Raw genomic sequence first — 19565 nt, forward strand, 5'->3', positions numbered from 1 at the left:
ATGGACAATGAGTTCCACGATTAAACTGTATGAGCATAACCAGAAGGCATATGACGCACTCCTAGATATGCTTGGGGAGTGCGACCGTGCCTGCGTCATCAAGCCGACCGGAACGGGAAAGTTCGTCATCATCGCAAAGATGGTGCAGGACAACCCAGACAAGCGGTTCCTGCTGCTCGGCACCAACGATTACATGTTCAACGACCAGATGGCGAACCTTGCCGAGATTGCGCCGGGGTTCACGCCCGAGAACCTGCAATTCATGACATACAGCGCGGCGATGATGACAGCACGACGCGGTGAGGAGATTTCCGGTTACGACGTTGTGGTTGCAGACGAGTTTCACCACTGCGGTGCGGAGGAATGGGGAAAGGGTGTTACGCACATCCTCGATGCGAACGAGAGCGCCAAGGTGGTCGGCTTCTCCGCCACCCCTATCCGATACTCGGATGGCGGGAGGAACATGGCGGACGAGATGTTCGACGGGAACGTGGCCTATTCCATGGAGCTTGAGGAAGCGTGGCTGCGTGGAATCCTGCCGATTCCGAAATACGTCACCGCTTTCTATGAAGCACCGAAGGAGCTTGGAAGGCTGGCAAAGTCCATTGCTGGAATAAAAGACGAGATGGTGATGAAGCGGTTCCAGAAAAAGTATGAGAATCTTCGTCGTTCCCTTACAGAAGCAGGAGGTGTACGTGAAGCCATCGCGAAGCATCTTAAGAAACGGGATGCGAAGGTCATCGTGTTCTGCCCACGTGTCGCAAAGCTCCGAGAGTTCATGCTTCTGCGGCGGGAATGGTTCGGGGCGGTAAACAGCGAGATACACGCTTATAAGACCGTGAGTGCAGACCCATACGGTTCCGAGGACTTTCAGGCGTTCAAGGATGATGAATCAGATGCTTTAAAGGTGCTCTACTGCGTGAACCAGCTCAATGAAGCCGTTCATGTCAAGGGTGTCGATGCCATCGTGATGGTCAGGCCGACGAAATCACCGACCGTGTTCTACCAGCAGCTCGGACGCGTATTATCTTCAGGAGGAAACCGAACCCCGCTCGTTTTTGACTTCTGCAATAACTTTGGTTCCATCGTTGTAGCGGAAAGGATTCCAAAGCGAATGGAGGAAAACTATGAGCGAGCTTGAAGTGACACGTGTCATGAGCGACCTTCGGGGGCTTTATGAACGCGGCAAACTGTCGGACGAACAAATAGCCAGACTTGATGCCATCGGCTTTAATTGGGAAAGGCAAAAAAGAATAAAACCGACCTTAGATAGCCGACTTGCAGAACTTTGGGATGAGGAAAAGAATGGTGCGGTGGAACTTGTTAGGTTGAAGCAGCGTGATAGATATTGGTGGAAATGCCCCATATGTGGGTGCGAATGGTCGCGAGAGCTTGGCGCAGCACTTAGGTCGAATTTGTGCCCAGCGTGCAATGGGCGCGTGCTAGTCAAAGGCTACAATGATTTGGCAACCACACACCCTGAACTTGCTGCCGAATGGGACTATGACCGCAATGGAGAACTTAGGCCGAGCGATGTTCTGGCAGGGAGCACGCGGGCAGTCTGGTGGAAGTGTTCAAAGTGTCACGGGGTATGGCAATGTAAGGTCGTAAATCGAAAGCTCAATGCTGTACGTTGTCCCTATTGTAGAAAAAAAAGATTGCTTAAGGGATTCAACGACCTTGCTTCTCAGTACCCGGAGCTTGCAAAAGAATATCTTCCCGAACTCAACAGCGGGATTACAGCGGACGAGTTGCCTATAAGAAACAATACAAAGGTTAAGTGGCGTTGTTGCAAATGTGGTTATGAATGGATAACCACTATAGGGCACAGGGCGAAACGAGGAACAGGATGTCCGAGATGCAATGGCAAGAAAACGTCACAGAGTAAAATGAAAGCGGTCGTTTGCGTTGAAACGGGGAAAATCTACGAATCTATCATGAGCGCCGGGAGGGATGTTGAAAGAACAGACGGCGCTATATGTCAAGCTTTGCGCAATGAATCGCGAACATGCGCGGGATATCATTGGAAGTATCTGGACGAATGAACGAAGGCATCCGAAAGGGTGCCTTTCTTTTTTGAACAGAATATGCAGGATGTATGGAGCCTGCCATTAGCCTGCTTGCTGGTATGCCAGTCCGCTATATTTATAGACAGTAAAAGGGACGGTACCGAGCCGTTCAATGGCAGAAGGGAGCCAAGATGGACAGGAAGATTCGATATTTCGTCAACGGGTGGAGCTTTCGGCTCAGTTTTGCAACGCGCCCGGGTTATGACGGAGACCACGAGGATATCAGCGATGGAGATTCGTATGAGCTTGGCGAATACGAGAACTCCGAGGAAGCGCTCGCGGCGGCGGAAGCATTCATATCGACGCATGGGAACGAGGTCAATGACGAGGAAGATGGCATCGGCTCCGTCATCTACTGGACTGTAGAGGTCGAGCGTCGCGTGGAGTACAAAGAGAATGAATGGCTCCCGTGCGATGAGTCCGGGAGGATTGATGATGGTTACGGCAATGAGCCGAATGCGACCGTCGCATATCTCAGCTCACTGGAAGGAAGCCGCGAGGAGCGGGCGTTCGAGCTTGCGAAGAACGAGTATCTGGCATGGCTGGAACACAAGGCAGACCGTTATACGACGGTCTACGGCTACATGGATTAGGTGATAGATATGAACAGCATTTGCTTTGACACCGAGACCACCGGTCTTCATCCGAACGGTAGCGACCCGGATGAGATTCTGACCATCTCCATCATCGGAAGGGACGGCTCCGTCCTGTTGGATGAGAGGTTCCGACCGACCGTGAAGACCGAATGGCCGCACGCGAGCGCCGTCAACGGCATCTACCCGGAGGACGTGGCAGACCTGCCGACTATCGAGACAGCCATACCGCGACTGAGGGAAATCTTTGCAGGGGCAGATGAGGTTATCGGCTACAACGTCGGATTCGACCTCGGGTTCCTATCCGCCGTCGGGGTGCGCCCGAGGGAGGACGCACGCATCACGGACACCATGAAAGAGTTCACGTGGTTCATGGGAAGGCGCTACAAGCTGGTGGATGCCGCCGACCACATCGGATACGAGTGGACGGGCAGGGCGCACGGGTCGCTTGCCGACGCGCTCGCGACGCTTGCCGTGCAGTGATGGCTCGAACAATGGCTCGTAGCAGAGTAGATACGTGCTTAGGCGTGTGAAGAGTTGCTTTTCACACGCCCTTATCTTTGCAGCGCAAGTGTGTGCAATCTATGTGGTTATCTTGCTCTCTGGGTTGCTGGTATTCTGGTCTGCTATATTTATAGACAGCAAGGGACGAAAGTTTTCCCGGCAGGAGGATTCCAGAATCCTCCGCAAACACCATCGAGAGATTGGAAAGACAATGGCTATCAACCGAGTGACCATCATGGGCAACCTCACGCGCGATGCGGAGCTTCGCAAAAAGGGGGATGCCACGAGTGTCCTCACCTTCGGACTCGCCATCAACGAGAAGAAGAAGGACAGCGAGACCGGCGAATATGTCGATGCGCCGGTGTTTGTCGATTGCGCCCTGTTCGGTGCGCGAGCCGAAGCACTTGCTCCCTATCTCACCAAGGGAAAGAAGGTTTCGGTGGATGGACGGCTCCGCTACCACTCTTGGATGAAGAACGATGAGAAGCGCCATGCCCTTTCCGTTTTCGTGACCGATATCGAGTTTGCGGACTCGAAGGGTGCCGGGAAGGATACGGTTTCTGCCCAGGGGCAGTCTACGGAACCGGAAACGTATGATGCGGATATTCCGTTCTAGGGAGGACGGAATGCACCTTCGTGGCGATTCAGTGCGGGAAATCCCCTTCATGCTCTTCCTCGGCCTGCTATTCGCGGTGACCGTCGGATGGTGGGTGTTTCTCACACTTACGGTTTCGGTCGTTTTCGGAAACGTGGCTGCTGCGGTATTCGCCGTGTGCTCGGCACTTTCCGTCACCGTCGGTTACGGGCTTGTGCGCGCATCCGATTCCCGTGAGTAGCGTTTTTCAAACAGGACAGAAAGGACTTCTAACATGTACACGATTCTGATGCTCAACCAGAAGGGCGGGGTCGGCAAGACCACCATCGCGGACGAGCTTTCCTTTGCGCTTGAGCGTCGCGGCAAGACCGTGGCGTTCGTCACTACCGACCCGCAGGGCGGTTCCGTCCATGAGGTCTGCGATGACCCGGATTTCGCGGAGGAGTGCGATTTTCAGGTTGTCGATACGGCGGGCGTGCTCGTGGGCGGTGTGAACGATTGGTGCCGCGCGGCGAATCTCATCCTCGTACCCATGCTTCCGAGCACGCGCGACATGGAGCCGACGCTGAGAACGCTCGATATCGTACGTGAGTCCGGCACTGGCGCAAAAGCGTATGTCATCGTCAACAACTTTTATGCCTACGGCACACTCGACCGTCAGCTCGTGGAGTACCTTGAGGGCGAGGAGGTTCCAATCATCGCGAAGATTCCCCGCGCCGTTGCCCTCTCACGTGCCGCAGCAGCCGGTGTGTCCGTGGCGGAGTACGACCCGAAGAGCCATGTGGTCGCCCCGATTGAGCTGCTTGCAGATTCGGTTCTGAACGAAGAGGAGAAGAACAATGGCTAACAAGACCACAGCGAACGCGTTCATGGCGAGCGCGCAGAAGTCCAAGCGCGAGATGGCGGATATCCAGAAGGAAGGTTCCGGCAAGCATGAGACGGACGAGGTGGAACTCAAGAAAATCAGTCTCCTCATCCCGGCTTGGCTCCACAAGCAAGCGCAGCTCCACCGCGTCGAGACGGGGGAGAGCATGACCAAGCTCATCGTCCGACTGCTTGCCGAGGAGCTTGGTTAAAGGGATGGACTTGATGGTAGCGGAATCGGAAAAATCGAAGCACGACATGCTGCGTGCGATGCGGAAGCACATACGCGAGAACGGCATCACAGACTTCACCGATTTTCAGGACTGGTGCGATGAGAACAACGACCGCTGGTCTCAGGCACTCGATAGCGGACTTTCGTCGGTTATCGAGAAATACATCGACGGGCGTTTTTACTAGAGAGGAAGTGGAGCCGGTAGATGGATTCACTTCGGAAAAAGGGATTGGAACATGAACCTAATCACCATGGTTCCCGCCACCGCGAGGTTTATCGCGCAGATGCGGGGGATGCGAAGGCACATCGTCGCGAACAATGTCACCGAGTTTGCGGTATTTCAGAATTGGTGCGATGAGAACAACGAGAGGTGGGCGGAAGCTCTTGACAGCGGATGCGCCATTGCTATCGAGAAGTTCATCGCCGACTGGAACGGTCGGGCGGATGCGAACCGTTGGAAACATGCGGCGCAGCCTGACGATAACATCTGGGACAACGAGTTGAAGTAGGAAGTAACGATGACCGAGAAAGAGAACCATCTGCCGAACCTTAGCAGCGAGGAGCGTGCCCATGCGCTAGAGCTTGCCATACAGGCTCGCAGGCGCTATGCAGCACTCAAAGCTCGCGTGAAGTCCGGCGAGCTTACGTTCACGGATGCGATGGACGAGGAGGATGCGAAGCGCATTTTGGTCGCATCTCTTCTGCAAAGTGTTCCGGGCATCGGTGCGAGCAAGACGGAGTTCATTATGCGTCTGTACCGGATTCCTAAAAGCAAGCGTGTCGGCGGACTCGGCATCCGACAACGCGAAGCGCTGGTTGCTCTGGAAAAGAACGGCTGGAAACTCGGCTCACTCGAACAGCGCAATTCGTGATGTATCCGAATTGGGAGCACTGGCGCGACTTAAAGGGAACCTGTCCCGTTTGCGGAAAGCCATCGCATGTCGGTGCGAGTATGAGAACCGGTAGATATTACTGGCTTCATGACGATTACGACATACGAGAGTATTACCGCGAACATGGCAAACATTCCAGTCTCGCTGAAATCAGTTTCGATGTGTTTCAGGAGATGATACGTTGCGCAAGGGAACATGGAATCGAACCGGTGGCTACGATTGGGGGTGCAGAAGCGGTAAGCAAGCGCGTGCGATGCATCGAAACCGGGAAGGAGTACCGCAGCATCCAAGACGCAGCCGATGATGTTCAAAGAAGCAGAGCATCCCTTTCGTCCGCCATAAAGAGAAGCGGAACATGCGCAGGATGCCACTGGGCACTTGTATAGGGGCGGACAAGAATGTCCGCTTGAAAACCATTATCGCTGTGGTCTGCAATGCAGATTAGGGAATCGCCCTTTTGGCTTCCGATGATTAGGAAGGGTCTGCGGAAAGGAAGGACTTCGCTATGTGTATACGATTGTAAATACGGAGACCGGCGAAATCCTTTCCCCGATTGGTTCGAGTTAGAGCTTGCCGGTTGGCAGCAAGCAATCAAGTTGATGGAGGATGCAGTAAAGCTCGGAAAAGGAGATTACGTCCATCGGTTTTCAATGGAATTGATTTCGTCTTCGCAGGCGATGGGAACCCGAGGTGGCGGCACCTCGGGTTCTTGGTTTCCGGGCAAGCCGGAAACCCCGCAGAAAAGGCATGGGAAAGGGTGCGGCGGCACCCCCTTTTCCATGTCTTTTCTGCTCTCGCACTGATAGAATATCAGTGCTCACCGGCCAAGGCCGCTCTTCGAGTTGCAAGATTTGGGAAGCGTATATACAAAGTCACGTAAACGAGACTTTTCCATACACTTCCATCTTGCTCCCGAGCGGCTTTCGGAGCCTTGACGGGAGGACGCTTACGCTTAGCGAATCGACAATTTAGGATTGCCGGTTCCCGTTACCCAGCAAAGCGAACCGTCGCTTTCGTGTCATAGTCAAACGGTGGCGGCACCGATACGACTATGAGATTTTGAGAAAATACAGAAGGGGAGTGATGAAGGTGGCAAAAAGAGAAACCGCAGTTCTCATCAGATTGTCTGAACGGGAGAAGAGAACACTCAAGCGAAAAGCCGCGAATTACGGTATGACGGTCTCCGATTACGCCCGGACGCTACTCATCAATTCTGACGATGCGACAATCAAGGTCATCGACACCCAGCCTTTGAAAAAGGCAGCTCACGAACTCGCGAAGCAGGGAACAAACCTGAACCAGTTCATGAAGTTCCTGAACACCTACGGTGTGAAAGTGTTCGACCCGGAGGAAGCGAAACGGGTTTTGGAGAAAGAGGTCTCGTCGTTTTCCGAAATTATGGAAGCTCTCGCAGCGCTCCGAAGGGAAGCCGACCGAAACAACATCCATCTGCAAATCGAGGATTTTGACAACCTCGATAACGAATGACAGGAGATATGGGAATGACTTACCACGCAATGTTTTCGCTTTACATCATGACGGGATTATTAGCGCTTGTTATTAGCGTAAGTCTATTCTGCAAATCCATAGCAGAAGCGAAAGAATGGAAAAAGAAGTTTGGAGAAAGAAACTGGGATTACCTTTATCGAGTTCTCATTGCGTTGGTCGCAATCGCTACATCCGGTTACGCCATTTTCATTCTCTTTGAAATGCGATAACGGGTTTTGATTCTCTGATTTGCGAGGGTACGAAAATGACGAAATGCAATCGTAAAAAATAGCTTTTGGGAAAAAGCATCAGGAATGTTCGGATGCGCTGGAACGGATAGCGAAAGCACTCGATGTGGCACCCGCATGTTTCGATACCTATGGTATCGAGCACTACCACGAACTCATGCACGCGCTTTTCCTTTTAGAGGACAGGTTCGGCATCGAGCCGTGTGTGGACGGAAGCATTCGGTTTACCAACGAAGCAATCCAGTCATGCGTTTGCACTTGGAGGTCTTAGAAAGAGTTCTTGGAGGAGGGAAAAATCACGAGAGAGGAATATGAAGACAAGAAAGACGGTTCCATGAGATAGGGGACGAACAGGATGGGAAAAAGAAAAACGATTGTTTGCATTGAGACTGGAGAACAGTTCAATGGCGCGGAGGATGCAGCCAACGCTCTCGGTTTATCAAATGGTTTCATATCTCACCAGATAAGAGAAGGAAAGCCAATTAAAGGTTTTTACTATTACTATGCTGGTGAGATGCTGCCGGATGAACGCCGTCAAAAGATAATGAATCGAAAGAAAAAGCAAAACAACAAACCGCGCCCGGTCATCTGTCTTGAGACGGGCGAACGCTTTGAGAGTTTAACTCTCGCTTCAAGGATGCTCGGCATAAGCAAATCGAATGTATTTCATGCGATGAAACATGGAAGTGCCGTGCATGGCATTCATTTCTATTACGGTGACGAGCCGAAGCCGGATGATTCGTTCTTCAAGCCTAAACGTAGAAGAAAGGTTCGTTGCACGGAAACCGGCGTTGTTTATGAAAGCATAAAGGACGCGGCGGAGAGAACAAAGATATCGCCGAACGGTATCGGTTCAGCTGCATCCGGTATGGCCGGTGGCTACCACTGGGAATATGCCGATGACTGATTCGGCGTGGCTCCATTACCGCGACCTGAAATCACGGTGCCCGGTCTGCAAGCGTCCGGCGCATATCGCGAAGAGGGATGGGAACTTCTATTTCGTCGATGATGAGTACAACCCGTTTGTCAGGCACGCTCCGGTGAAAACAACGGAAGCGGTATTCCGATTTTTCGCGAACGGTTACCGTCGCGAACATGGAACGGAGCCGGAGGTCACAGGAAACCGGAAGCTGTCGGAATGCGATATTCTTTCCGGCATGGGCGCAGTGCCCGCGAAAATAGATTCATGAAAGCGGTGGGAGCAATGGCGATGGACGATTGCGGAAGTGAAAAGACGATTCACTATGAGGAGGACGGTTGGAGCGTAACGCTCACGAGATACGTGAGCATGGAACTCGGTGAGACCGTTGCATCTTGGGTTGAGTTTCCGAACGGGTGGTATCTTCATTCGGACGAGGCCGATGCCGAGTTCACGCAAGACGGGGCGAAGACGTATCTGCAACGCTTGAAATCCGTCTGGACGAAATCACCGTTTTGGGAAGCGTTTCTATCACAGTAAAGAAGGAAAGATGAGCAGACTTATTATCTGTTTGGAGATGTGAGAACGGTTCGAGAGTCTGAAAAAGGCGAAAGAGAGGAACGACGCAAGCGAAAACTCTCTTTCGCCAAGGCATGAGTAATCAGAATGCCGTGTAACCATAGCTGCGAAGACCGCCATGTCCGGTGGACTCTTCTAAGTTGGCGATAAGCTGGTCTTCATGCAGAAGATACGAACCGGACTCATCCGGTGTGTGCCCGCAGTCATCCATTACATCGTCCTTGTAAAAGTATGTGTACGTTCGCTTCGCCATACAGTTCGGATGCAGATTGAATTTCTTTGCACCGGGTTTCGGGGAGAAGCCAAGGTCGCGCCATTGGTTCGCAGTTTTCAGCGCAGCGGCAAGAGGGGCGGGGAGATGATTCTTGACCGGGATTCCATCGAGTGCAACAGCAAGAACGTCACATCCCATGAAGGGAACGGTCACGTATTCGATTGCTGAGTTCATATCAAGTCCTTTCCGATGACAACGGATTTTAAGTTTATGCCAAATGATATATGAAAGAGAGGTAGACCATGACCATCATCAAGCAGACCGGTGTGCAGAGTTCCGGGCACATGAAGAACCTGCGTGGTTACATCAACGATGACCGAAAGGTGATTCTACGCGACAGTCTGAACATGGACGGTTGCACGAATCCGAAGCGCTGGGCGCATCACATGTGGATGACCAGAGAAGCCTACGGGCACAACAAAGCGGCAAGAAGAGTCCGGGACAAGAAGACTGGGGAGCTTAAGGAAGCGAAGAACACGATTCTGTTTCATCAGATTCTCGGCTTCAATCCCGACGAGTGCGATTTAAATGGTGGGTGGCTCTCACCGGAAGAATGCATGAGGTATGCCAAGGAGTACGTGGGAAAGCATTACCCGAACCAGCAGATAGTGATGGCGCTTCACAACGAATACTGCAAGGCGGACAAGACCCATCGCTATGCCGTCCATATCGTCATCAACCGCACCGACCTGTCAACGGGAAAGCGGCTTGACGAGGGGCGCGGGAAAAGCGCCAAGGTGAAACGCGCCAGCCGCATTCGCGACCTCGACCACGAGTGGGGGTTGAAACAGGTCGTGGAGGGCGAGCGCAATTCCTCCGTCCATAAGAAGCAACCGTCCCGTATCGAGAAGGAACTTGCGGCACGCGGCATCGACTCCTATAAGACGAACTTGCGAGAGCTGTGCCGTATCGCCGCCGGGGAAGCGGAGAACATCTATGATTACCGCGAGCTTTTGGAATCATGGGGCGTTGACACGGAGTTCAAGAGGGGGCGCATGTACGTTACCGACACGGACAGCAACCGCTATGCCTTCTCCGTGGCGAAGCTCGATGCAGACCTCGGAACGAAGGGGTTGGAAGCTGCGTTCACGGCGAATGTGGCGAAATCCATCCATGCGGAAGGAAGCGCAGCCGTTGCGGAGAAGAGGGATATCGAGCAGCAAAAGGCGATGGTAACGGAAACGAAGGAGAAGTACCTTGCGCAAATCCGAAGCGTCTACCGGAAGTACCGCAAGGAGATACGCGGTATGGAAGGCATGGAAATCGCGGATATCCCCAAGCTGAAACTCCCGCGCCCCGATTCGGATATTGCGGACGATTCGGAGGTCAAGCGTCTGATTCTCGCCTGCTGGCGTGGAGCCGACGAACTCAGGGCGGAAGTATCCTCGACGGTCATGCCGAAAGGGAAGAAGAACGGCGGAAACGCCGGGAGCGGCGGTTCCCAGCGGGCGCAACAGGTACCTGCGCAGGAACGCCTGGAACCGAACAAGGAGAACGGCGAGCGTTAAGAAGAAGCGGCACGGGCGTGATGTTTTGCCTGCGCCGCTATACGGGTTGCGGGAGTCGGCATAAAAGCGCCCGCCGTTCCCTTAATGTCGCACATCAGGGAGCAGCGGGCTAAAGCAAGAAAGTTTCTCCGCGGAGGAAGAAAACACGTTCAGTTTACCTCACTATGCGTTCGCGTCAAGCTGACGCTTGAGATTCGACACCTTCAACCACTGGAGAAGGAAGGCAATGGGCGCGAATGCAGCCGGGATGGAAAGAAGAAGCGTCGCTATGAGGAGCAGTCCGAGAGCGTTGCCCCACACGAACAGCTTTGAGCGCTTGATTGCACGCCATGCAGCGATGTAGCCAGCCGGTACCGTGCCGACGTAAAACCCGGTAAAGGCTGTTGCAGCCAGCAGAACGGGAACGAGTGCAATGATTCCAATTGCGCCCGTCTGAGTTATCAGGGCAGGGGAATTAACGAGAAGCAAAAGGAAAACAACTATCGCCGTTATCGCCCCGACGATATAGAGGAACTTCTTCATCAAATCGAAGACTCGTTTTTCCTCATCATATTCAGCGCGAATCGCCATGGCGTTGTCTTGGCATATTGGGTGTTGATAAGTTCTCATTGTATGACCTTCTTTCTAGTTTTGTAATATGGTAGTTCATCTGATTTTTAATCATCGGAATCGGCAGGGTTGCCATCGACAATCAATTCCCCTGATGATGCTTTCGATACGGGCGGGCGGCATGTTCGGGTTGTGCGAGAGAATCGAACGCACTTCATTCGTGAACCCGTCGAGCTTGTCAGGTTCATACCATTTGTAACCGACCAGAAGAGTTTGTTGAAAATCAAAGCTGTTTATTGTGCGTTTATCAACTTGTGGAAAGTCTAGCGATTCAACATTGCACCAAAGGCTGTTGCCGGTGCCGAATATCGGTGCAAACCGGGTGTACGCAAGCGACTCAACGTTACGAATGACACCGAAACTTTGTAAGTCTCGTCCCGGTTTTCCAAGGATGTGGTCACAAGCAAATACTTTCATCACAAAGCTAAAGCTCTCAGCTTTCTCAAACCCCAGACGTTCAAAGCAACAAGTAAGGAATTGAGCTTCGTCCAGCGAATCAGGCTTCTTATGGTTTTGGACAATATCTATAGCGGGAATGAACTCCTCGTCCTCATGGAGCATGTTCGGACACGCGCAGTAGGTGCGCTTCCCTTCTTGATGCAGGGAATAAGGCACATAATCCGTGTCCGCCAGAAGACGCTTGTGCAGATGTGTGGCGATGACCTCGTTATAGACCTCTTGGTTCACGAATCCAGTTCCGCTCTTCACGAGCATACGCACGCCGTTTAAGATAGTCCACTTCTTGTTCAGGTCTCCGCCGACCGTGGAGTTCGGTGACATGAGGTTCGGATTGTCACTCGAAGAGTCCTGCCCCAGAGTCAGAAGCCCGAGGTCTTCCGTGAAGTCGTTGTCGAAGAAGTTGATATCATCCCAGTTCTGCGGATTCTCCGGGTCGTTAATCCAGTAGCGGTCGGAGAGGGAAAGCCCGAAGTTCTTTTCCGCCAGAGCGAGCGTGCTATCGACATGCAGCTCGGCAATGAGCCGCTGTATCTGGGCACGGGACGCTGGAATTGCCCGTCTGAGCCACCAGACGTCGAGTGCAGCCCTTGTCGGGTTTCCTTTCATATCGAGAATCGCGGGAGGAGCGAAGTCAAGCTCGCGCCGCTTTAGTATCTTCACGACATGGTGCGTGTCGAGGTTGTAAAGGAAATCGAGAACCGGTCGGTTCTTGTTCATCAGCGTATAGCGCTTATCGTCCATTGATGCGTCACATCCTTCCTTATATCCATATATGGATAGTGAGTCTATTCTACTATATTGCTGGGTTGCTTTCAAGCTGGTTTGTTGTCTTATTTGTGCGGGATATATGGAGTATCGTCTTGAAGATTTATCTGGTTTGGTGGTATGATATATTACTAGTAGTCAAGCTAGACGGAAGAAGGGAGATACCATGGCGGGTAAGCCACAGGCGGAAAAAGCCGTTGAGCGTTTCCCGGAACTCGGGTGTTTCGCGGTTGCGGTGCGCCGCATTGTGTACGAGAAGGGGATGACGCTCGACAACGCCATCAAGAAAAGCGGAATCAGCAAATCCGCTTGGTTCGCCGGGATGGCCGGAAGCGGGGGAAAGCCGACGCGTCTGCCGAGCCTTGCGTCCTTTTTTGCTATCGCGGACGGTCTCGGAATCACACCCGAGGAGCTAATTGCCGCGATGCGGAAGGAAGCCGAAGTGCGTGAGAAGAGCAATGGAGAGAGGGCTGAGAACGATGAGTAGGATTTTCATCACCATAGGGAGCGCTTACTCGAAAGCCGCAAATGTAAATCCCGTGGACGGCATCTGGTGTTCCGACTGCGGATGGGCTGGGCGCGTCGAGGAGGATATGACGGATTCTGAGGAGAGCGAAGAGCCGCTGTTCGAGGAGCTTTCCGAATATGTCCCGAAGTTTTGCCCGAACTGCGGGGTGAACCTGCGTAAACCCTAGAGGTGTCCAGACAAAGGGACACCTGATGCGATAGGCTATCCCTGTCCGGTGGAAAAGACCGGCAAGGTCGAGGAGAGAAATGGGAAAGGAACGTTTTCTTGTCGAGGTGACGGTGAAGGGCGAGAAGGGTTGGAAGGCGATACACATGTGCGGGAGCATGGCGGATGCCGTGCCGGTCGCGGATGCGGTACACAACCTCTCCTATCTGCTCGACACGCCCATCGCTATCCGCGTGCGCGAGAAGAGGGGCAAGGGTTTGGAGGGCTGACGGATGGAAAGGAGCGAAGATTACATGGCAAAGCATTTTAGCGAGGTGAAGAGGGAACTTGAGCAGCCGGACAGGCATATGGCCGGTATCGGCCAGCAGCTTAAGCTCTCCGAGGAAGCGAGGGATGCCAGAAACGCCGGACGAAGGCTTGAGGACGAGAACGACGAGACCGACCTCATCGGAACCGTGAAGAAGCTGGAAGACCTTATCGCCGAGCAGCGCCGGAGCAACGAACGCATCGCAAGGGAGATGCGCGGCATGGTTTCGGAGATGAAGGATGTGCTCGAAAAGGTCGAGGAGCTGAGAAACGGCGCGGCGGACGCGCAGCATCAGGCGAATCAGATGGCGCTCATGGGAGTTGCGAATGCCCAGCAGAAAGCTGGGGAGATGACCATAAAGAACGTCGAAGAGGTGACTGCAAGGAGCAGGAAGGTCATCGACTCGATGGTAGAGGAATCCAAGAGACGCATTGAGCGGCTTTCGATGGTGACGCTTCCAGACAGACTGTTCTACTACTGCAAGTGGATGGCGGTCATCCTCGTTCTCATCATCCTCGTGCATGTCCTATGGGGTATGCTGGTGTAGAGAACTACCGGTAATATAGATAGCAGGAAATCTTCTTATAAGACAGAAAGGACTGACAGAAATGAAGAAAGACAGCAATATGTTTAACGACAACAACATCGAGACTGAGGGTGTCCCGGCGGATAAGACCGCCGAAATCCCGAAGGTTGTGGATACGACAGAAGAGGAGAACGCTAAGAAGCCGTTCATGCTCTTCGGACGCGAGTTTTCTCGCAAGCAGGTCTGCGCGGCTGGTGCAGGAATCCTCTGCGCGGCGCTTCTCATCGGCGGTGGCGGGTATGCCGTCACACATGCTGGAGTGACGGGCAAAGCGAACGTCCCTGCGGTGTCCCAGTCAAAGGACGATGAAAAGCAGGACATGGAGTTCGTCCTTGAGGTGAAGGCCGAGGGATGGGATGCGGACACCTCCACGCCTGTCATCGCGCATATCGAGGGCGCGGACGGCGAGGTGGATTTCTACACCGCTATCGACGCGAATAAACAGGTAACCGTAAAGGTTGGCAAGTCCGGCACTTATACCGTTACGTTCATCTCTCCGGTGAACGCCGACGGTTCTATCTACAAGGTGCCATCGAAGAGGATTACCGCCGGGAAAACCGACAAGACAGCCGCCACAGGCGTGACTTTCGATAAGGTGGATGCGGACAAAGTGACGAAGGATGAACTGACAGACATTGCCAAGGATGTTGCGGAAGCCGTGAAGAAGGGCGATTCTACTCTGACCGGGGACAAGGGTGCCGAGGTCGTGAAGAAGTTCGAGGACAACATCAAGAAGAACCCGAATGCCGATACGGATGCCGTCGAGAAGGAGACTGGGAAGGCCGAGGAGACCGCCAAGGAAGACAAGTCCGATGCGAAGACACCGGAGACCTCCGGCGGCAAGAAGGATGATGGAAAGGCAACAGGCGGCTCCGATAATTCTGGAAATAAGAGCAATTCATCCTCCAAGAAAGACGAAGGAAAATCCGATAGCAAGCCGAATGGCGGCAACAGCAGCAACTCTGGCTCGAACACCAATTCAGGCAGCTCATCGAAAAAGGATGACACCCCGACGCACAAGCACAACTGGGTTGCCCAGACCAAGACCGTCCATCACGACGCGCAGTATAAGACTGTCCATCACGATGCGCAGTACAAGACCGTCCATCACGATGCAGTTGTGAAGTATGTCAGCATTTGCAATAACTGCGGTGCGGATATTACCGGGAACGAAGCTGCTCATTTTGAGAACTCGTTGCTTAATGGTGGTAACTGTGGTTCTTGTCACGAAGAGTCTCGTACCGTGCAAGCGGCTTATGACGAACAGGTAAAGGTTTCCGATGCCTACGACGAACAGGTTCAGGTAAGTGCGGCTTGGGATGAAACCGTGACCACTGGATATAAGTGCTCTTCCTGCGGTGCCACGAAGTAACTTGAAAGAGCAAGGCAATCGTCTATTTCAGGCAAGGAAAGCCCCGACCAAATGGCCGGGGCTTTTTCTAATGCGCCTTGTTCAGGTCTTTCGGTGGTTCCGACCCGTTCCGTTTCGATAGCTCTGCGGTCGCACTCTTCATATCACTGATTTCGGAACCGAAGAAATCCGGCTCCTCACGCTCAAACGAATGGGCGGGAACCGGAACGATGATACCACTGGAACCCTTGATATAGGAGAGAGCATCGTGGCGCTCGCCGACCTCGGTGAGCGACGCGGCGAGAAGGGAATCCTTGAACCAAGGGTATCGCTGTTGCAATTTCTCCATGACGGCCATCGCCTTGTCAATCGGCATCATCGCTAGAGACTCGTATCCGGAATACTGGGTATGGATGAATCCGTTGCGTTCCATGAAGATTCGGATAAGCGTCCAAGCGCCGCGCCAAGCGTTCGGCCTAATGGAGCTGTAATTTTCGCTGAGCGCAGCCGTTCCCAAATCAAAGTGAAGCTCCTTACGGGTGTCGGGGCGAGAGGAAGGGGATAACTGCATTCCGCTTTCAAGAAACTCCTTCACATCGTAGCTTTCACCGATTTCCGTGAAGGTGGCCGCTTTCAAGCATTTTTGGAACCAAGGAAACTCATTCATCATCTCATCTATGGTGCCATAAGCACGTTGATAGGACATGACGATATTTTCAGCCGATTCATATCCAGAATATTGTGGCTTTTCAAAGCAATGGGATTCCAGAAAGTCTTGAATGTCTGACCATGGATTCTTTTTACCAGTATAGAATCGTTCAACAGACTCGTTGTCTAGGTCGAAGTGAAATGCTTTCCTATCAAGTTCCATTTGGAATCCTAAGTGTAAATGCGGTTAGTCGTAAATACGTTCCGGACTGATATCCCGGATTACCTGTAGGTAGTCTTCACCCTCCGGTTCATTCATATCCTCATAGGTGCGCCATGACTTAATGTTCTGCATCACCCAAGGCTGTTTGGATAGAGTCGCGCAAACAGGGCACTGCGCCCCGAACTGCACCTTGCGGTTCTTTGCCTGCCAAGTACCAAGACCGATGCGCACGTTGCCCATCTGCTCCGCATACTTTCCCACGCAATCGTAGAGGTCATCTACGTTGTAACCATTCCTTTTTGCCTTCTCATCATCGAACTCGATGGTGAAGCGCCAAGGTCTCTTTTCCATTTCTGCCATACCTATCGTCCTTTCTGCCAGATGGCTGTTATCATATGTTACCATTATACTATAATGCCGGTATTACGGCAATATAGGAATTGAACATACGTTCTTTTTGGCAAACGCATGTTACAGAACGGTAGAGAGAACATTTTCTGGCATCTCGCTTTCCGGCTGGTGTTCGGATGTGCTTGCCATGTCATGACTCTCCCCGGCGAGCGATACCTCCTCTTCCAGTTCCGGTGCGTCAATCTCGATGTTCTTTCCAAGCTCCTCCTCGTAGCGCTCCATGATGAAGGTGTCCGCATGGTCGGCTTTCGATGCGGCTTTGAAGAGATAGGAAGGGTCGTTTTCGAGCGCATTCATCCAAGATTGCAGATAGGAGACGTGGTTCTCGTAGAACTCGCCCTCCAAATCGGTGCTCTGGATACCGAGGTCTGCGGAAAGGAACAGGCTTCCAAGCTCCGCGACCAGCTCTTCCTCAGCATAGGAGGGGCTTCCGAACCGGGTGTCGAGTTCACGGGCGAGGGCGGATGGGTGTCCGGTGGAGTGGGTCATCTCATGCAGCAGGACGCGGGTGAACGCTTCATCTGAGCGAAAGGTCTCTCGCGGGGCGATGAGGATGCGGTCGGTAGCCGGAGAGTAGGCGGCACTTCCGAGGTAGCCGCTGCTCTCGATGACGGGGCATCTGGAAGACTCCTCAAGGTTCTGTGCGATGGTTGCCGTTCGGTCGTTCAGATGGACGGGAGCGTTCTCCGGCGGGATGCCCTCGATATCCTCCGCATTGAAGACGTTCCAGTAGCCCACGAGCTTCGGGTAGCGTCCGGCAAGCTCCTTCTCGCCGGTATCCTCGTTTTCCTTGTAGAAGGCGAACTGCTTCCATTTCTCGATGAGCGCGGACTTGGCACCTTTTTTCACATGCCAACCGGCATCCTTTATCTGGTTGAAGGTAGCCCACCGGTTGTCCGTGTAGCCGCGCATGAACCCGATGAAGCCAAGATGCACGCGGTTTCCGCCCTGATACACGGTGCCGGAGACGGGGTTGTGCGGTGTTAGGGAGGGCAGGTACGGTTCTGCCCAACGAAGCCCGTCGCGCTTCATGTCCTCGATGATTTTCTCAACGACCGCCTGACGCTGGTTATCAATAATCTCCGTAGGAGTCTGCTTCTGCTTAGATTTCATCATGGTCTCCTTTCCGGGAAAGCTCATTGAAATTATACGATAGCTGCCGCTTTTCCGACATGTTCTAAGAAAACGACCCCACAGAATCGCATCTGCGGGGTCTTGACGGTACGTTTGTAGCGTAGGTGCGAACGGATTGAAACCTGCCCTTATTTGGCATCAGAGCCAGTCTGACGGGATTCGGTCGAAACAGTTTCCGTTTGCGCTTGTTTTTGATCGATACTGGTGGTCACGACCGTCCGCTCGTTCTGCTTCCAGAAGTTATAGGAGCAGGAGACGAGGGAGATGACCTGATTCGGTTCGGAATCGGTATCGAGTACCATGGCGGCAGATTCCCGCGAGGAATCGTACCAACTTCGGAAATCCGATTCACCGGCAAACGCCGTCCGTTTGGTCGGTTCCCATCCCTTCACGATGTTGGCGAAGCGCACGGTGTAGCGCATCTTCTTTTCCGGTGTCTGGATGAGTACCTTGGCGTGCTCTGATGCGAAAGTTTTATCGCTGTAGTTCTGGATGTTTCCGAAACAGGTGATGGCACCACCGATACGCAGGCTGTGTCCGAGGATGACGGCATTCGGACTTTGAAAGCCCTCCCTCTCGCATTCCGCGTCGAGATAGAGCGCACCCAAGGGGTTGTAGTTCCGGTAGATATCGTGATGCAGGTAGTAATCCGGGTCAGATGAGTGGGCTTGCAGGATGGGATGGTTGATATCCGTCCCCGGCACGGTTATCCATCCGATAACATCCCCGTTCACACTCTTCCAGTAATCCCAATCAACAGTAGGGAACTCGGATTCCCGACCCCCTGCGCTTTCCGTGGCGGTTTCCTGCGGCGTGCCGTTTGGTGACGGTGATGGACTTGCGTCCTGATAGAAATGAAGCAGCACGCCGAAAAGGATGGCAGCGACGGTCAGGAAGACCGCCGCTGCCGCAAAGGCCGCACGGGATTTCCGGTTATGATTTCCCAATCTGGCCATCTGAATTACTTGGCGGCATCCGATGTGGCCTGCGGGGCATCCTTCGTCGCTCCGCAGGTGGTGCAGACCAGCTTGTCGATGACCGTCTCATCGTAAGCCGGGGTGTCGGTGACCTGTTTATCATAGCCCTCGCTCACCATGACCTCATCGGTGATGGGGACGTTGGTGGAGTAGCCGGAGTGACCTGTCTGCTTGATGTGGTCATCGGCCTTGCCGTCGATGACCTGCTTGCACTCATTGCAAACGGTATGGTAGGTGGTCAGGTTCTGGTAGACGGGTGCCACGTGCTCCGTGTGCGTCACAGCGTCATGGTGGACGGTCTTGTAGGTGATAGACCAGTCGTGGGTGTGAGACTTCTCTTTGCTCTTAGAGCCGTCCTTCGCAGACGCGTCGGAACCGCTTTCCTTGGAATCTTCTACCTGCACGGATTCGGACTTGGAGCCTGCACCGGTTTGGTGGCTGATGCCGTAGTAGGCACCGCCGCCAATGAGTGCGACGAGCGCAAGGCCGCAGATGGCGGCAATGACCTTCCGGTTATGCGGCTTCTTCTCGCTTTCCGGGTTCGCGTGCATGTTGTTCCCATCCGCAGGTGATTCGGTGGAATCTCCGTCGTTCATCTCGATATCGTTCTCTTTATCGTCCTTCATGGGTGTATC

30 protein-coding genes are annotated in these 19565 nt (G+C 53.2%); 22 read left to right on the forward strand and 8 right to left on the reverse strand.

Annotated elements, in window-relative coordinates:
• Window positions 1–7 precede the first annotated feature (7 nt).
• From PGU50_RS11655 to PGU50_RS11730, 16 genes are all read left to right on the forward strand, one after another.
• Entirely contained in the window at window positions 8–1141 is a 1134-nt protein-coding gene (locus PGU50_RS11655) for a DEAD/DEAH box helicase (protein WP_270247017.1), read from the forward strand.
• Window positions 1128–2045, forward strand: a complete 918-nt coding sequence (locus tag PGU50_RS11660; protein WP_270247018.1) for a zinc-ribbon domain-containing protein — start codon at window positions 1128–1130, stop codon at window positions 2043–2045. Before PGU50_RS11655 ends, PGU50_RS11660 begins: the two co-directional genes overlap by 14 nt.
• A 155-nt stretch (window positions 2046–2200) precedes the next feature.
• Window positions 2201–2662, forward strand: a complete 462-nt coding sequence (locus tag PGU50_RS11665) for a hypothetical protein (RefSeq protein WP_055168036.1) — start codon at window positions 2201–2203, stop codon at window positions 2660–2662.
• Window positions 2663–2671: 9 nt separating this feature from the next.
• The gene (locus tag PGU50_RS11670; protein WP_270247019.1) at window positions 2672–3145 is read left to right on the forward strand and encodes a 3'-5' exonuclease; all 474 of its coding nucleotides are present in this window, start codon (window positions 2672–2674) and stop codon (window positions 3143–3145) included.
• 232 nt (window positions 3146–3377) lie between these two features.
• Window positions 3378–3782 carry a single-stranded DNA-binding protein gene (locus PGU50_RS11675; protein WP_270247020.1) on the forward strand — a complete coding sequence of 135 codons (405 nt, stop codon included), beginning with the start codon at window positions 3378–3380 and terminating at the stop codon, window positions 3780–3782.
• A gap of 10 nt (window positions 3783–3792) precedes the next feature.
• Window positions 3793–4002 (forward strand): hypothetical protein, encoded by a 210-nt coding sequence (locus tag PGU50_RS11680; RefSeq protein ID WP_055168042.1) that lies wholly within the window; start codon window positions 3793–3795, stop codon window positions 4000–4002.
• Between the two features lie 33 nt (window positions 4003–4035).
• Entirely contained in the window at window positions 4036–4608 is a 573-nt protein-coding gene (locus PGU50_RS11685) for a ParA family protein (RefSeq protein WP_117527829.1), read from the forward strand.
• Window positions 4601–4837: a hypothetical protein gene (locus tag PGU50_RS11690; protein ID WP_117774004.1), complete on the forward strand. Its 237-nt coding sequence runs from the start codon at window positions 4601–4603 to the stop codon at window positions 4835–4837. The genes PGU50_RS11685 and PGU50_RS11690 overlap by 8 nt, the downstream gene beginning before the upstream one ends.
• A 4-nt stretch (window positions 4838–4841) precedes the next feature.
• Window positions 4842–5042: a hypothetical protein gene (locus tag PGU50_RS11695; protein ID WP_173686769.1), complete on the forward strand. Its 201-nt coding sequence runs from the start codon at window positions 4842–4844 to the stop codon at window positions 5040–5042.
• 51 nt (window positions 5043–5093) lie between these two features.
• Window positions 5094–5366: a hypothetical protein gene (locus PGU50_RS11700; protein WP_055158128.1), complete on the forward strand. Its 273-nt coding sequence runs from the start codon at window positions 5094–5096 to the stop codon at window positions 5364–5366.
• Between the two features lie 9 nt (window positions 5367–5375).
• Entirely contained in the window at window positions 5376–5729 is a 354-nt protein-coding gene (mihF, locus tag PGU50_RS11705; protein ID WP_270247021.1) for an integration host factor, actinobacterial type, read from the forward strand.
• Entirely contained in the window at window positions 5729–6136 is a 408-nt protein-coding gene (locus PGU50_RS11710; protein ID WP_270247023.1) for a hypothetical protein, read from the forward strand. Before mihF ends, PGU50_RS11710 begins: the two co-directional genes overlap by 1 nt.
• A 697-nt stretch (window positions 6137–6833) precedes the next feature.
• Window positions 6834–7238 (forward strand): plasmid mobilization protein, encoded by a 405-nt coding sequence (locus PGU50_RS11715; RefSeq protein ID WP_270247024.1) that lies wholly within the window; start codon window positions 6834–6836, stop codon window positions 7236–7238.
• An 8-nt stretch (window positions 7239–7246) separates the two neighbouring features.
• Entirely contained in the window at window positions 7247–7468 is a 222-nt protein-coding gene (locus PGU50_RS11720; RefSeq protein WP_270247025.1) for a hypothetical protein, read from the forward strand.
• 373 nt (window positions 7469–7841) lie between these two features.
• Complete coding sequence (locus PGU50_RS11725; protein WP_270247026.1) at window positions 7842–8393, forward strand: hypothetical protein; 552 nt, start codon at window positions 7842–7844, stop codon at window positions 8391–8393.
• Between the two features lie 303 nt (window positions 8394–8696).
• Window positions 8697–8945 (forward strand): hypothetical protein, encoded by a 249-nt coding sequence (locus PGU50_RS11730; RefSeq protein WP_147344047.1) that lies wholly within the window; start codon window positions 8697–8699, stop codon window positions 8943–8945.
• A gap of 121 nt (window positions 8946–9066) precedes the next feature.
• Here the strand turns inward: PGU50_RS11730 and PGU50_RS11735 are convergent, their stop codons facing one another.
• Window positions 9067–9432, reverse strand: a complete 366-nt coding sequence (locus PGU50_RS11735) for a hypothetical protein (RefSeq protein WP_117773995.1) — start codon at window positions 9430–9432, stop codon at window positions 9067–9069.
• A 68-nt stretch (window positions 9433–9500) separates the two neighbouring features.
• Here PGU50_RS11735 and PGU50_RS11740 point away from each other — a divergent pair, with 68 nt between their 5' ends.
• Complete coding sequence (locus PGU50_RS11740; protein ID WP_117773994.1) at window positions 9501–10766, forward strand: relaxase/mobilization nuclease domain-containing protein; 1266 nt, start codon at window positions 9501–9503, stop codon at window positions 10764–10766.
• A 162-nt stretch (window positions 10767–10928) separates the two neighbouring features.
• Here PGU50_RS11740 and PGU50_RS11745 read toward each other — a convergent pair whose 3' ends face one another.
• The gene (locus tag PGU50_RS11745; RefSeq protein ID WP_270247027.1) at window positions 10929–11375 is read right to left on the reverse strand and encodes a hypothetical protein; all 447 of its coding nucleotides are present in this window, start codon (window positions 11373–11375) and stop codon (window positions 10929–10931) included.
• Between the two features lie 51 nt (window positions 11376–11426).
• Window positions 11427–12575: a hypothetical protein gene (locus tag PGU50_RS11750; RefSeq protein ID WP_270247028.1), complete on the reverse strand. Its 1149-nt coding sequence runs from the start codon at window positions 12573–12575 to the stop codon at window positions 11427–11429.
• Between the two features lie 190 nt (window positions 12576–12765).
• Here PGU50_RS11750 and PGU50_RS11755 point away from each other — a divergent pair, with 190 nt between their 5' ends.
• From PGU50_RS11755 to PGU50_RS11775, 5 genes are all read left to right on the forward strand, one after another.
• A complete protein-coding gene (locus PGU50_RS11755) occupies window positions 12766–13086 on the forward strand; it encodes a helix-turn-helix domain-containing protein (protein ID WP_055168065.1) in 321 nt (106 codons plus the stop codon).
• Window positions 13079–13294, forward strand: a complete 216-nt coding sequence (locus PGU50_RS11760; RefSeq protein WP_270247029.1) for a hypothetical protein — start codon at window positions 13079–13081, stop codon at window positions 13292–13294. Before PGU50_RS11755 ends, PGU50_RS11760 begins: the two co-directional genes overlap by 8 nt.
• A 79-nt stretch (window positions 13295–13373) precedes the next feature.
• Window positions 13374–13562 carry a hypothetical protein gene (locus PGU50_RS11765; RefSeq protein ID WP_270247030.1) on the forward strand — a complete coding sequence of 63 codons (189 nt, stop codon included), beginning with the start codon at window positions 13374–13376 and terminating at the stop codon, window positions 13560–13562.
• 3 nt (window positions 13563–13565) lie between these two features.
• Window positions 13566–14147, forward strand: coding sequence for a hypothetical protein (locus PGU50_RS11770; protein WP_270247031.1), 582 nt, complete (start codon window positions 13566–13568; stop codon window positions 14145–14147).
• Between the two features lie 61 nt (window positions 14148–14208).
• Window positions 14209–15558 carry a hypothetical protein gene (locus PGU50_RS11775; RefSeq protein ID WP_270247032.1) on the forward strand — a complete coding sequence of 450 codons (1350 nt, stop codon included), beginning with the start codon at window positions 14209–14211 and terminating at the stop codon, window positions 15556–15558.
• A gap of 67 nt (window positions 15559–15625) precedes the next feature.
• Here PGU50_RS11775 and PGU50_RS11780 read toward each other — a convergent pair whose 3' ends face one another.
• The 5 genes from PGU50_RS11780 to PGU50_RS11800 all read right to left on the reverse strand — a co-directional run bounded on the left by PGU50_RS11780 (window position 15626) and on the right by PGU50_RS11800 (window position 19556).
• Window positions 15626–16408: a hypothetical protein gene (locus PGU50_RS11780; protein ID WP_270247033.1), complete on the reverse strand. Its 783-nt coding sequence runs from the start codon at window positions 16406–16408 to the stop codon at window positions 15626–15628.
• 24 nt (window positions 16409–16432) lie between these two features.
• Window positions 16433–16813, reverse strand: a complete 381-nt coding sequence (locus tag PGU50_RS11785; RefSeq protein ID WP_195509435.1) for a hypothetical protein — start codon at window positions 16811–16813, stop codon at window positions 16433–16435.
• Window positions 16814–16879: 66 nt separating this feature from the next.
• Window positions 16880–17932, reverse strand: a complete 1053-nt coding sequence (locus PGU50_RS11790) for an ArdC family protein (protein ID WP_197032206.1) — start codon at window positions 17930–17932, stop codon at window positions 16880–16882.
• 149 nt (window positions 17933–18081) lie between these two features.
• Window positions 18082–18900: a class B sortase gene (locus PGU50_RS11795; RefSeq protein WP_270247036.1), complete on the reverse strand. Its 819-nt coding sequence runs from the start codon at window positions 18898–18900 to the stop codon at window positions 18082–18084.
• A gap of 14 nt (window positions 18901–18914) precedes the next feature.
• Window positions 18915–19556 carry a hypothetical protein gene (locus tag PGU50_RS11800; protein ID WP_270247038.1) on the reverse strand — a complete coding sequence of 214 codons (642 nt, stop codon included), beginning with the start codon at window positions 19554–19556 and terminating at the stop codon, window positions 18915–18917.
• Window positions 19557–19565: the final 9 nt, after the last annotated feature.

This window comes from Coprococcus sp. AM11-30B (genome assembly GCF_027674365.1).
Taxonomy (GTDB): domain Bacteria; phylum Bacillota; class Clostridia; order Lachnospirales; family Lachnospiraceae; genus Allocoprococcus; species Allocoprococcus comes.